General features: G+C 59.7%; 9 protein-coding genes and 2 rRNA genes. 5 read left to right on the forward strand and 6 right to left on the reverse strand.

Going from position 1 to position 12,832, the window contains the following annotated elements; genetic code table 11:
* Nucleotides 1-154 precede the first annotated feature (154 nt).
* The 3 genes from rrf (ACO77H_RS00585) (at nt 155) to ACO77H_RS00595 (ending at nt 2,639) form a co-directional block, all read left to right on the forward strand.
* A 5S ribosomal RNA gene (gene rrf / locus ACO77H_RS00585) occupies nt 155-270 on the forward strand.
* Between the two features lie 109 nt (nt 271-379).
* A 5S ribosomal RNA gene (gene rrf / locus ACO77H_RS00590) occupies nt 380-495 on the forward strand.
* A gap of 263 nt (nt 496-758) precedes the next feature.
* On the forward strand, nt 759-2,639 hold the full coding sequence (locus ACO77H_RS00595; RefSeq protein ID WP_170058220.1) for a methyl-accepting chemotaxis protein: 1,881 nt from the start codon (nt 759-761) through the stop codon (nt 2,637-2,639).
* A 52-nt stretch (nt 2,640-2,691) separates the two neighbouring features.
* Here ACO77H_RS00595 and ACO77H_RS00600 read toward each other — a convergent pair whose 3' ends face one another.
* The 5 genes from ACO77H_RS00600 to ACO77H_RS00620 form a co-directional block, all read right to left on the reverse strand.
* Nucleotides 2,692-3,153 (reverse strand): SRPBCC family protein, encoded by a 462-nt coding sequence (locus ACO77H_RS00600; RefSeq protein ID WP_432754842.1) that lies wholly within the window; start codon nt 3,151-3,153, stop codon nt 2,692-2,694.
* A gap of 22 nt (nt 3,154-3,175) precedes the next feature.
* The gene (locus tag ACO77H_RS00605; protein WP_432754843.1) at nt 3,176-6,565 is read right to left on the reverse strand and encodes an amino acid adenylation domain-containing protein; all 3,390 of its coding nucleotides are present in this window, start codon (nt 6,563-6,565) and stop codon (nt 3,176-3,178) included.
* Complete coding sequence (locus ACO77H_RS00610; RefSeq protein ID WP_432754844.1) at nt 6,562-7,509, reverse strand: diiron oxygenase; 948 nt, start codon at nt 7,507-7,509, stop codon at nt 6,562-6,564. Before ACO77H_RS00610 ends, ACO77H_RS00605 begins: the two co-directional genes overlap by 4 nt.
* Nucleotides 7,506-8,276: a DUF3050 domain-containing protein gene (locus ACO77H_RS00615; RefSeq protein WP_169957163.1), complete on the reverse strand. Its 771-nt coding sequence runs from the start codon at nt 8,274-8,276 to the stop codon at nt 7,506-7,508. The genes ACO77H_RS00610 and ACO77H_RS00615 overlap by 4 nt, the downstream gene beginning before the upstream one ends.
* Before the next feature lie 544 nt (nt 8,277-8,820).
* Entirely contained in the window at nt 8,821-9,531 is a 711-nt protein-coding gene (locus tag ACO77H_RS00620; protein ID WP_169957165.1) for a GntR family transcriptional regulator, read from the reverse strand.
* A gap of 266 nt (nt 9,532-9,797) precedes the next feature.
* On the opposite strand from ACO77H_RS00620, the gene lapG reads away from it, so the two are divergent.
* Both lapG and lapD read left to right on the forward strand, forming a co-directional pair.
* The gene (gene lapG, locus ACO77H_RS00625; protein ID WP_169957166.1) at nt 9,798-10,490 is read left to right on the forward strand and encodes a cysteine protease LapG; all 693 of its coding nucleotides are present in this window, start codon (nt 9,798-9,800) and stop codon (nt 10,488-10,490) included.
* 14 nt (nt 10,491-10,504) lie between these two features.
* On the forward strand, nt 10,505-12,451 hold the full coding sequence (gene lapD / locus ACO77H_RS00630; protein WP_169957168.1) for a cyclic di-GMP receptor LapD: 1,947 nt from the start codon (nt 10,505-10,507) through the stop codon (nt 12,449-12,451).
* A 14-nt stretch (nt 12,452-12,465) separates the two neighbouring features.
* On the opposite strand, the gene ACO77H_RS00635 is transcribed toward lapD, so the two are convergent.
* On the reverse strand, nt 12,466-12,804 hold the full coding sequence (locus ACO77H_RS00635; protein WP_029300706.1) for a hypothetical protein: 339 nt from the start codon (nt 12,802-12,804) through the stop codon (nt 12,466-12,468).
* Nucleotides 12,805-12,832 lie beyond the last annotated feature (28 nt).

Consider the following 12,832-nt stretch of genomic DNA (forward strand, 5'->3'; position numbering starts at 1 on the left):
ATAACACCCAAGCAATTTGTTTCTCGAAAGAGCATCAGATTGCGGTGTGTGAAGACGAAATGAACCGAAAGTTCGAATCTCACAAAACACCGAAAGCTGTCACATACCCAATTTGCTGAAGCGAGGCACTTGCCGCGACTCAGTACCCGAATTTCTTGACGACCATAGAGCATTGGAACCACCTGATCCCATCCCGAACTCAGCAGTGAAACGATGCATCGCCGATGGTAGTGTGGGGTTTCCCCATGTGAGAGTAGGTCATCGTCAAGATTAAATTCCAAAACCCCTGTTTGCTAACGCAGACAGGGGTTTTGTTTATGTAGAAGTCCATGAATTTCACCGGACCGTTGCTAGCGCAACGCTCTGGTACACAGAATTTCTTGACGACCATAGAGCATTGGAACCACCTGATCCCATCCCGAACTCAGCAGTGAAACGATGCATCGCCGATGGTAGTGTGGGGTTTCCCCATGTGAGAGTAGGTCATCGTCAAGATTGAATTCCGAAACCCCCGTCTGCTAGCGCAGACGGGGGTTTTGTCGTTCTGGGGACCTAAGTGTCCAATCCTGACCGCCTGTCGGCTTCTTACATAAAAAGAAGATGTATCCCACAAATTCCTAAGATTTATCCAGCCTTGGCCGAAAGCCTGATGAGCCATGCGTGCACCGAAATAGAGCGGTCGTAGAGTCCGCCTATACCGTACATGGAACGTTGCATTCGGCACGCTCACCCCCTTTTGGCAAAAAGAAGTCGATGAAATGAATCTCAAGTTCAGTCATAAAATTCTGTTGGCCGCGTCAGGCGTCGTGGTTTTGGCCTTCGCGCTGTTTACGTTGTACAACGACTACCTGCAGCGCAATACCATCAGGCAAAACCTGGAGTCATCTATCCAGCAGTCGGGTGACCTGACTGCCAGCAGTGTGCAGAACTGGCTCAGTGGCCGGGTGCTGGTCCTGGAGAACCTTGCGCAGAACGTTGCTCACCAAGGCAGCAATGCCGACCTCCCCGGCCTGGTTGATCAACCGGCGTTCACCTCGAACTTCCAGTTCACCTACGTCGGTTCAACCAACGGTGTCTTCACCCAGCGTCCTGACGCGAAAATGCCTGATGGCTACGATCCGCGTCAGCGCCCTTGGTACAAGCAAGCGGTCGCTGCCGACAAACCCATGCTGACCCCGCCTTATATGGCCGCCGTCGGTGGTTTGATCGTCACCATCGCGATGCCGGTCAAGAAAAATGGTGAGCTGCTGGGTGTAGTGGGTGGCGACTTGAGCCTGCAAACCTTGGTGAAGATCATCAACTCGGTGGACTTCGGCGGGATTGGCCACGCGTTCCTGGTCAGCGGCGATGGGCAGGTGATTGTCAGTCCTGACCAAGAACAGGTAATGAAAAACCTCAAGGATATCTATCCGGGCAGCACCGTCCGTATTGAGAAGATCAACCAGGATGTGGTCCTCAATGGCCAGGACCGCATCCTGTCCTTCACCCCGATCAGCGGCTTGCCTGGTGCGGACTGGTACATAGGGCTGTCGATCGATAAAGACAAAGCCTACGCCCCCCTAAGTAAGTTCCGCACCTCCGCCTTGATCGCAATGTTCATTGCCGTCACTGCAATTGCCGTATTGCTGAGCCTGTTGATCCAGGTGCTGATGCGCCCGCTGACCACCATGGGTCGCGCCATGCAAGACATTGCCCAGGGCGAGGGCGACCTGACCCGCCGCCTGGTCGTGGAAAGCAAAGATGAATTCGGTGAGCTGGGTGGTGCGTTCAACCAGTTTGTCGAGCGTATCCATGCCTCGATCAGCGAAGTGTCCTCGGCGACCAGGCATGTACACGATCTTTCCCAGCGCGTGATGGCATCGTCCAACGCCTCGATCATCGGTTCTGACGAGCAGAGCGCCCGTACCAACAGCGTTGCCGCGGCCATTAACGAACTGGGTGCCGCCACCCAGGAAATCGCCCGTAACGCCGCTGACGCCTCGCAACACGCCAGTGGCGCCAGCGAGCAAGCCGATGACGGTCGCCAGGTCGTAGAGAAAACCATCCTGGCGATGTCCGAGTTGTCGCAGAAGATCAGCCTGTCCTGTACGCAGATCGAAACCTTGAATGCCAGTACCGACAACATTGGCCATATCCTCGATGTGATCAAAGGCATCTCCCAGCAAACCAACCTGCTGGCCCTCAACGCCGCTATTGAAGCCGCCCGTGCTGGTGAAGCCGGCCGTGGTTTTGCCGTGGTGGCTGACGAAGTGCGCAACCTGGCCCACCGTACCCAGGAGTCGGCAGAGGAGATCCACAAGATGATCACCTCGTTGCAGATCGGCTCACGCGAAGCCGTGACCACGATGAATGCCAGCCAGGTGTCCAGCGAAGAAAGCGTCGAGGTTGCCAACCAGGCCGGTGAACGCTTGATCAGCGTGACCCAGCGTATCGTCGAGATCGACGGCATGAACCAGTCGGTGGCCGCTGCCACCGAGGAGCAGACCGCCGTGGTGGAGACGCTCAATGTTGATATCAACCAGATCAACCTGCTGAACCAACAAGGTGTGGCCAACCTCAACGAGACCTTGAAAGACTGTGACGCGCTGTCACAACAAGCCAATCGCTTGAAGCAACTGGTCGACAGTTTCAAGATCTGATCACCCTGCCAGTCAATGTGGCGCAGTGCAGCAATGCACTGCGCCATTTTTTTCAGCCAAGCAGTCGGCGCACGTTATCCAGTGCACTGTCGGCGAAGGCCTGGATGAATTGTTCAAATCCCTCTTTGTCGCTGGCATCAACGGGTTCGGCGATGATGGTCCAGGTCGCCCGCGCCTGATTCTCCCCCAGCGACTCAACGCTCATTGCGGCCCACAGCCGGGCCACGCCCAAGGTGTTATAGATCGTCGTCCAGGTCATGTGCATCGCCTGCGCATCGTGGCTATTGAGCTGTTCCACGACCACATTGCCGTCGTGGAAGCATTTCTTGCGCAGCGATCCCACACCGCTGCCGATCATCGTGATACCTGCCAGGGCAGGGATGAACGCGTCAAAGCCTGCGAAGCGACCCACGACCCCCCACAGGTTGACGGCGCTGCAGGCAATCGCCACAGATGACACCACAGGCCTGCCCACGGGGTTTTGGATCAACGTATCGGGTTGCAGCTGTCTCATAAGTTTTTCCCTGGTGGCGGTGTCACAGAAAGCCGATGGCATTGAGGTACTGGCACCCTCTGCGTAACAGCGCGGGTGCTTTTTCGGGGTATTGCATGCCCATCTGCTCGACGCCATAGCGTGCGTTCTCGTGGCGAATCATCGAGATATCGCCAATGTCTTCTCCCAGCCCATTGAGGTAAAACCCGAGCACGCCAAACAGGGCATTCTCGCGACCCACTTCACCTAGCTGGTGTTGCCAATCCGCCACGCTTACCAATTCGAACGCATGACCTGCCTGGCGGAACGACTCCACGTAGGTTTCCCACCGCAGTGGCTGCGGATTGTGCAGGTTGAACACGCTGCGCTCGGCAACGCAGTTGCCACTGTGGAAGGCAATGAACTGCGCCAGGAAATCCACCGGCATCAGGTCGAAGTTCAAGCCCAGGCGTGGCACCCGGCCCAGCTGCAGCGAGCCCTTGAGCATCAGCATCAGGCGGTTTTTGTGTGGTTGGCAGACGCCGTTGCGGCTATTGAAACTGATGTTCCCGGGGCGATAGATGTTGATCCAGGCGCCTTGCCCCGCAGCGCGCCCCAAGAGGCGTTCAGCCACCCATTTGGAAAGGTTGTAGCCGTTCTTGATGTAGAGCGGCGGGGTACTTGCCGCAGGCGCTTCAAGCACCTGCCCGTCGGCTCCGACGCTGCTTGATGCGGATAATGTGGAGACAAAATTGAGCACCTTCTTACAGTGGGTTTCGCACAGTCGCAGGCACTCAAGCACCGGTTCCACGTTGTCCTTGGCCAGCGATGCGTAGTCCATGACGTGATTGACGTGGGCCGCGCTGTGTATCAGCACCCCGTACTGGCGGGCGAGGTGTTCATAGACATGGGCCTCAAGCCCCAGGCGAGGTCGGCGCAGGTCGGTGGCGTACACCCGCACGCGGCTCAGGTCCAGGTGTTCCAGGCGGTATTCACGCAACGCCTCGGCAAACCGTGTAGCGGCTGATTGCCCTGGGTTTTCGCGCACCAGGCAGGCGACTTCTGTCGCTCCGGCCATCAGCAAGGCCTCGACGATGTGCACACCCAAAAAGCTGTTGGCGCCGGTCACGATCGCCTTGTGGCGATTGCCCGCGCGCGCTCCTGGCAACAGGCTTATGTCCAGCGCGCGTAGCGCGTCGCTGATCGCCCGGTCGCTGGGGGCAGCACCTGGCAGGCTGTCGCTCATCAACGCGGCGAGGGTCTGCACCGTTGGCGCTTCGATAAACCGGTTGAGGGGCAGGCTGCGCCCGTACAACTCGCGAATCCGCAGGAGCATGGTTGAAAGCAGAATGGAGTGACCGCCGAGATGGAAAAAGCTGTCGTCAGTCGACATCTCGTCGACCGGCAACCCCAGCAGTTCACTCCACAGGCCCAGCAATTGCCCTTCCAGCGGTGTTTGGGGGTGGCGTTGAGGGTTTTCCGAGACGGCTTGAACCGTCAGCGCCAGTAAGGCCTGGCGGTCAACCTTGCCATTGCTGCCAGAGGGCAGGCTCGTCAGCTCTGTGCACACGGTCGGCTGCATATAGTCCGGCAGCATTTGCCTGGCATGTTGCTTGAGCGCGGCCAGGGCTGCGCCCGAACCATTGGGATCAGGCTGTGCCACAAACGCCAGGACCCGTCGATCACGGTCAATCACCACCGCGACCTGGCGAAACAGCTGGCTGGCGCGCAAGCACTGCTCGATCTCTTGGGGCTCGACCCGAAAACCACGGATCTTCACCTGCTGGTCCTGGCGCCCGACCAGCGCGATACCCTCGGCCGTCCATTTCGCCATGTCGCCCGTGCGGTACGCGTGCAAGGCCTGGCCGTCAGGCAGCCCAAGGCGCACAAAGTGCTCGGCGGTCTGGCGTGGCTGGTTTAGATACCCAAGGCTCACCCCGGGGCCGACGATGTACACCTCGCCAACTACCTGGTCCTCGACCGGCTGGCGCTGCTCGTCGAGGATCAGCACCTGGCTGTTGGCGATGGGTATGCCGAGGTTGAGGTTGCTGTCGTCAGCCTGCATCCGACGGCTGCTGACCAGCACTGTGGCTTCCGTCGGGCCATAGAGGTTGTGCAAGGCGCATTGCCCGGCCATCTGCCGGATGACATGGGGCTCACAGATATCACCGCCGGTCAGCAGGTGTTGCAGGCCCAACGGTCGGTCCATTGGCAGCAGGCTCAACAGCGCCGGCGGCAGGAAGGCATGGGTGACGCGCTGTTGCTGGATCAGTTCAACCAACTGGAGTGGGTCACGACGCTGTTCTTCACTGGGAACAATCAGGGTCGCGCCCTGGTTCAGGGCTGGAAAGAGATCGACCAGCGAAGAGTCGAAACTCACGGACGAAAATTGCAGTACACGGCTGTGCTCGCTGAGTTCGACATGCTGGCTGTACCACGCCGAAAAATGCGCCAGGTTTTGCTGGCTGAGCAACACCCCCTTGGGCTGGCCGGTAGTGCCCGAGGTGTAAAGCACCATGCTGGCGCTATCAGCCGTGGGCGAGGTGAGCGCCAAGGGGCAATTGTCGTCCACGTGCTGGCTGTCCATGCGGCTGACGTCCACCGCCATGAAATGCTTGCGCAAGGGATGTTGGCCATCATCGAGCAACACCACGGCCCCGGCGTTTTCCAGCATGGCTCGTTGGCGCGGCAGCGGGTGGCCCGGCTCGAGCGGCAGATACACCGCGCCGCAACCCAGGGTCGCCAGAATGCTGGCGTACAACTCGATCGACTTGCCCAGGCAGATCCCGACCACGGGCGCCGGCCCCGGCCCGAGCAAGGGTTGTAGAACCTGCCGGATGGCCAGGCTGTGTCGCAACAGCTGTCGATAGCTCAGGCTAAGCCCGGCAATCTCCAGGGCCGGCCGGTCGGCGAAGACCCGCAAGCTCTGCTCCAACTGTTTGATCAGCGGCGTCCGGGCTTTTTGCAGGAGCGCCGGGTCAGCGGTCCGGTTGAGGCGATGCAGGTAGGCCAGTCCTTCCAGGCCTTGCAGGCTCTGCTCGGCAAACGTGGCGGCGCTAGCACGTTGTGTGAAGTGCCCGGGGTTGCGCGAAAAGCCGCTGACCTGCAGCGCGACCCACTTGACCAGGTGCGTCACTGCCTGGCGTCGCAGTCGTTGGCCGTTGCCACAGGCTGGCGGTGTCAGGTCCAGCGCGGCCAGCAACTGGCGTGTGCGGTCATAGCAGCGTATTTGCAGGGCTGGCAGGCCACACTCACTCATCGGGCCGATGCACAGGCGCAGGCTCATCATGGTCACGCCGGCCAGTTCCTGGGCGAGGGGCTGGGTGCCATCTTCAATCAGCAAGTCGATTGCCGGCGCCTGCGCGGCAAGGTCATGCCCATAGGGTTGCAGTGCCTGCCCCAGTTCATGCAAGGCCGCACTGCTACCGACCAGGCTAATCCCAAGGCGTCTCATGACTGGCCCCCGGCTGCCGGCAGGTAGGCACTCAACGCATGGGCGACACACGAGGTTTGCAGTAACCCGCTGCGGCGCAGGAACCCCATGATGTTGCCGATCAGCGGGTGCTGGCGGGTGATCGGAAAGGCCGGGGTCTGTACCTCGACCCGCAGCGTCTGGCGAGTGCGCGCCGGCACATCCAGATGTTCGATCAACAGTCGGTCGAAGTCCCTTTGCAGGTCATTGGTCAAATAGTGTTGCAGGAACACCGGCAGGGTTCGGGCGATGCCGTCGCGATCCTCTTCGCTTGCCGTTTGCCAGTAGAGCCTTACCAGGCAGGTCCAGAAGCTGGCGTGGCGGCCCTCGTCAGCCAGGTGGTCGGCCATCAGGCCCCGGACCGACTGCTTGACGCTGTCATCCTTGGCAAACGCCGCCACGTCATGGGTGACCGTGTTCTCGGCAATCGCCACGCACACCAGCTCCACTGCATCACGCAGATGCGCCGGTGCCTGGGCCTGGGCGATGGGGATGGCACGGCTCAACTCGATGGCGGCCGGTAGCGGTAGCGGCGCAATACCTGTCTTTTCCTGCGTTTGCTGCATGAAGTCCAGGGCAACGAGGGCGTGATAATCCTCATCGACCACCACGGTCATGGCGTCGTAGCGGCACGCGGTAGGGAAGGGGATTGAAAAACGATTCTTGGCGATGCTCCGTGCGGTTCTATCGACGATCTCGGTCTCAAAGATCACCACGTCGTTGAGGAATTTGTAGAGCGTCTGCACCAGCACAAAATCGCGCCACTGCGGGCAGTGCTCGAGAAAACCCGCACTGAGTACCAGCGGTTGGCGACACAGGGGGTAGATCAACTTGTCGTCATCTTCCAGCAGGCGTCGCGGGCGAGTGCGGATAGTCGCCTGATGCTCCCAGTCGGCTGCGAACGAGCGATAGTCGAGGGCGTTCACAGGCTCACCTCCTGGCGGCCTGCGTGCTGGCGAAGGCCGTCCCACAAGGCAATGCGGCTCTCTACGGCGCTGAGGGCGGCGTTCCAGGCCTGTTGTTCGAGCACCGGGTCCGCCAGTGTCAGGCGTCGGAGCAGGCGCTCTGCGGCCGGCTCATGGCCCTCAGCGTCCAGCTCGATGTGGCGCTGGAGGTAGTAGCACAAGCTGGGGGCCTGCCGGTGGGCGACGTCGCTGCCCTGCAGGATGCGCTTGAACATCGCCGGGATGACGCTTTCCCGGCCATGCAGGAAGGTCGCGGCTACACAGTGGGTCGGGGCGTTCAGGGCGACGTCCAGGGTGTGCCGCACAAAGCGCTCTACCGCAGGATCAAGCGTGATCTGCGCCAAGGCACTGTCGAGGCTTGCACCCTCTCGCTGCAACGCGATGAAGCGTTCGATGGTGGTGGTGCAGGCCCCTACCTCGCGCATTGCCTCCAGGTACAGTTCGAAGTGACTGCTATGCCCGTCGCCCAGGCGCAGGTCCGATTCCTCGTCGAGGACAATTTCGTTGATCAGCCGCGCGGCCTGCGGGTCCGCCGGCGGGAGCCAGGGCAGGCGCACGCAGGTCAGGTCCTGTTGCAGGCGTTTGGTCAGGGTCATGAAGTCCCAGACGGCGAAAATATGGTTCTGCATAAAGTGCTGTAACTGCGGGAAAGAGTTGATTTCCAGGAAAATCGGATGTTCATGTAGTTGCAGTTTTTTTTGTCTGAGTAGTTCTTGGAGTTGAAACATGCTTAATGCCTATAAGTCGTTATGCCGACTCAAATAAAAAGGTTGTTTAGAACCAAGTGTGCATTACAGGTAAGTGTTGCGTCGCGCAGTCATGGGAATGACACGGCTGGCTTGGTTATCCGGCAAGCAACAAGTAGTGACAAAGCAACTTAGACTTATTGGATAGTTTGTCGTCCACAGTCGTGCCTAAGCCTGTGCCTACGCTTTCGACTGAAGTGCCAAGACCAATTAAAGGATAATCACTTGGTTAAGTATTCAAATACTTTAAGAGTTGTATAAGGTTTTTTTGCAGGAAGGAATGTTTCGTAGTCGAGCTTACTGTTCGATGTGAGAACTTTCCTCCTTGTTTGCAGGTTTTAAATTATTGGACTTAATGACCAGGCTTAAATCCGCTTTTGCATTTGCAATGCTGGATGTTTCCTGACGGTCAATGTCGAGTCGGTTGACGGAGCGGCCAAGGGGTGACGGCAGCAGAGGCCGGCTTTGGACGTGTGCGGCGCCTGGCAATCCAGGTCGCGCACGTAGCGGCTAAAGCCGGGAGAAATCAACGCGCCCCTTTGTCGTTCTCCTGCTCGAGGCCGTTCAGGTAGTGAGTGATCACTTCCATCCCGCGCATGAGGTGATTGCGCAGGGTCAGTACACTTTCCTCGACCTTTTTCTGCGCGACCAGGGTGAGCAACTCGCGATGGTCCTCTTGGGAAGTTTCGCCCAGCCCCATGGCTTCGAGGTTGAAACGCAGGAACCGCTCCTCCTCGTTCAGCCCGTGCTCTACCAGGCTCAACAACCGCTGGTTGGGAGCCTTGCCATACAATGCCATGTGAAACAGGCGGTTGAGCCGGCCGATTTCGTTGTAGTCGGTTTCGTGCTCAAGGGTGTCGATCAAGGCACCCGCCTGCTCGATATCACTTGTGCCCAGCAATGGGATCGACAAGCGCAGCGCCTCCGACTCCAGGAGAATTCGCAGGGCGTAGGTTTCCGCCGAGTTATCTTCAATCAGCGGGGCGACCACGGCGCCTTTATGGGTGACAACATGCAGCAGCGACTGGGCTTCCAGCTGGCGCAGGGCCTCGCGCACCGGCATGCGGCTGACTCCGAACAGGCTGGCCAGCTCTTGCTGGCGCATGGCGGTGCCGCAGGGCAGGCGGCCATCCAGTATGGCGTTGCGCAATGTTTCTTCAATAACGGAGCGGGCGAGGTGAGCGGGAATGGGCCCACTGATCTTGATGCTGCTCAAAGGGTTCGGCTTGTGCGTCACGACTACGCTATCCTCCTTTCTTGTTGGAATGGGTTTTGGCTAATTGGATCCAAAGAACACTAGAGATTGCATGCAGGCTTGTCAAACAGGCAAGGTTTCCCTTTGTAAGCGACTCAACAGCGCGGTTTTTCATCGCACATTATGGCTTGCTGGCGTCTTACAAGGCGCGATTGCTTAAGCTCAGTGATTGCACCGTGCCATTGTCTTTTGCCGACCGACCCTTCACCATCGATTGATTCTCCGTCTCTTTCTACGGACTGAAGCCATTGGCGGTACGTTTTACTCCCTCGCGGATCCTGTGCTGGTTGTTTTCAGCGCTGCTGCTGGCTGGCTTGTTGCCTGGCGGGCTGCATGCCGATTGGGATTTCTCCCAGATCAGCCGGCGTGCCACCACGCTCTATGGGCCACTGGGCGCGGGCCAGCAGCGTATCGATGACTGGCAGCGGCTGCTGGCCACGCAAAAACAAGGCAGCGAGCTGGAGCAGCTCAAGGTGGTCAACCTGTTCTTCAACAAACGGGTGCGCTATGTCGAAGACATCGACCTGTGGAACCAGGTCGATTACTGGGAAACGCCCATCGAAGCCCTGTGGAAGGGCGCCGGCGACTGTGAAGACTATGCCATCGCCAAATATTTCAGCCTCCGGCACCTGGGTGTCTCCAGCGACAAATTGCGCATTACCTACGTCAAGGCATTGCGGCAGAATCGCGCCCATATGGTCTTGACCTATTATTCGACGCCAGAGGCCATGCCGCTGGTGCTCGACAGCCTGATCGACGAAATCCAGCCTGCCAGCCAACGGACCGACTTGCTGCCGGTCTACTCCTTCAACGCCGAAGGTTTGTACCTGCCGGGCGCCAAGGGCAACAAAAAGGTCGGCGACACCAAGCGCCTGTCGCGCTGGCAGGATGTGCTGAAAAAAATGCGTGCGGAAGGCTTCCCAGCCGAGCCGGCCAACTAGGAGTAACTGTTCAGATGTCACTGTTCAAACAGCTGTTGATCGCTATCTGTCTGTTCCTGGTGGTCGCTTTCAGCGGCAGCTTCATGGTCAGCCTGGAAAGCTCGCGTACCCAATACGTGAACCAGTTGCGCTCCCACGCGCAGGATGCGGCGACCGCCCTGGCGCTGTCCCTGACGCCCAATATCGACGACCCGGCGATGGTCGAGCTGCTGGTCAGCTCGATCTTCGACAGTGGTTATTACGCCAGCATCCGCGTGATCGACGTGACCAATGACCAGGTCATCGTCGAGCGCAGCGGCATCCCCGACAATAACGGCGTGCCCAACTGGTTCGTCAAGATGATCGGCCTGGAGCCGGCCGGTGGTGACGCCCTGGTCAGCCGTGGCTGGGAGCAGGCGGCGCGGGTCGAGGTGGTCAGCCATCCGATGTTCGCCCTGGCCAAGCTGTGGCAGAGCGCCCTGGGCAGCCTCGGCTGGCTGCTGTTGTGCGGCGCCGTCAGTGCGGTGCTGGGCGCGTTGTTGCTGCGCCGCCAGCTCAAGCCTTTGGACTACATGGTCAAGCAGTCCCACGCCATTGCCCGCCGCGAGTTCCTGAGCCTGCCGGATCTGCCGCGCACCCCGGAACTGCGCCGCGTGGTGCAGGCGATGAACCAGATGGTGGAAAAGCTCAAGGCGCTATTCCAGGAACAGGCCGAGCGCAGCGAAAAGCTGCGGGTGGAGTCCTATCAGGACAACCTCACAGGCCTGGCCAACCGTCGCTATTTCGAGATGCAACTCAACGCGCGGGTCAGCAACCCCGAAGAGACCAGTTCAGGCTACTTGCTGGTGCTGCGGGTCAAGGACCTGGCCGGCCTCAACCAGCGCCTCGGCGGCCAGCGTACCGACCAACTGCTGCAGGCGGTTGGCGAGCAACTGCTGCGCCAGTGCGAGCCGTACCCGGAAACCCACAACCTGGTCACCCGAATCCGCGGTGGCGAATTCGCCGTGCTGGCGCCGGGGCTGATGCGTGAAGAGGCGTTGCAGCTGGCGCAGAACCTGGAAAGCACCTTGCAAAGCCTGCAAGCCACCGGTGCCAGTGATGTGTCGCCGGTCGCTTGTATTGGCCTGGCGCCTTTCAATCACGGTGATTCGCCGCAAGCCCTGCTGACCCTGGCCGACCAAGCGCTGGCCCAGGCCGAGACCCTGGGGGATGTCAGCTGGGTGTGCCTGGACCACAGCGCGGCCGCCAGCGTCGGCGACGATCACCATGCCTGGCACACACTGCTGGACCAGGCGCTGACCCAACAACGCTTCGAGCTGTACTTCCAGCCGGTAGTGGCCACTCAGGATCCGCAACTGATCCTGCATTACAAAGTCCTCTCGCGACTGGTCGACGACCAGGGTCATACCATCCCCGCCGGGCGCTTCCTGCCTTGGCTTGAGCGCTTTGGCTGGTCGGCGCGCCTGGACCGGGTGATGCTGGAACTGGTGCTCAAACAGATGGCCAGCCACGAGCAGTCGCTGGCCCTGAACCTGTCTGCGGCCACACTGGCCGACCCGCAAGCGCTGAACCGCGTCTTCGACCTGCTGCGTCAGCATTCCAACCTGGGCCCGCGCCTGACCCTGGAAATCGGTGAAGAGCAACTGCCTGAACAGGCCGTGCTGGAGCAGTTGACCCAGCGTCTGCGGGAGCTGAATTTTTCCCTCAGCCTGCAACGCTTTGGCGGGCGCTTCAGCATGATCGGCAACCTGGCGCGCCTGGGCCTGGCCTACCTGAAGATCGATGGCAGCTACATCCGCGACATCGACCAGGAAAGCGACAAGCGCCTGTTTATCGAAGCCATCCAGCGCGCAGCCCACAGCATCGACTTGCCGCTGATTGCCGAGCGGGTCGAAACCGAAGGTGAGTTGCAGGTGATTCGCGAGATGGGGATTTTTGGCGTGCAGGGCCAGCTGTTTGGCGAGCCGGCGCCCTGGCGCTGAGGCCGTGGCCGGCCTCAGATCAGGCCGGTCTCATCATCATTGATCAGGTGGCTCAGGCCACCCAGTGATTCCCGTGCGTTGCTACGGTCCTTGAGCTTGGCTTGGGCAGCCACCGGCAGGTCCGTGAGGTTGATCACGCCTTTTTGGATCAGCACCTGAATCAAGTCTTCCAGCACCCGGATCATCTCCGAGTCACTGTGCTTGAGCTGCTTGAGGCTCAGCTCCGCTTCTTCATTGGCAAACCAGGCCTGGATCTCATGATGATCCGCGGGCAGGGTGCCGGTCGATTCGGCGAAGGCAACCGCTTCGGCGCGAATCAGCTCACCCTGTGCATCACGTTGCACGTAGAACATTGAACATCCCTCATGAGGAGAACTGACG

The sequence above is a fragment of the Pseudomonas sp. WMBT8 genome (assembly GCF_050916005.1).
In the GTDB taxonomy this organism is placed as follows: Bacteria; Pseudomonadota; Gammaproteobacteria; order Pseudomonadales; family Pseudomonadaceae; genus Aquipseudomonas.

Excerpts from the sequence above, each read along its gene's own strand:
- ACO77H_RS00595 (WP_170058220.1), top strand. The coding sequence starts at position 759 with ATGAATCTCAAGTTCAGTCATAAAATTCTGTTGGCCGCGTCAGGCGTC.
- lapD (WP_169957168.1), top strand. The coding sequence starts at position 10,505 with ATGTCACTGTTCAAACAGCTGTTGATCGCTATCTGTCTGTTCCTGGTG.
- ACO77H_RS00605 (WP_432754843.1), bottom strand. The coding sequence starts at position 6,565 with ATGAGACGCCTTGGGATTAGCCTGGTCGGTAGCAGTGCGGCCTTGCAT.
- ACO77H_RS00600 (WP_432754842.1), bottom strand. The coding sequence starts at position 3,153 with ATGAGACAGCTGCAACCCGATACGTTGATCCAAAACCCCGTGGGCAGG.
- ACO77H_RS00615 (WP_169957163.1), bottom strand. The coding sequence starts at position 8,276 with ATGTTTCAACTCCAAGAACTACTCAGACAAAAAAAACTGCAACTACAT.
- ACO77H_RS00635 (WP_029300706.1), bottom strand. The coding sequence starts at position 12,804 with ATGTTCTACGTGCAACGTGATGCACAGGGTGAGCTGATTCGCGCCGAA.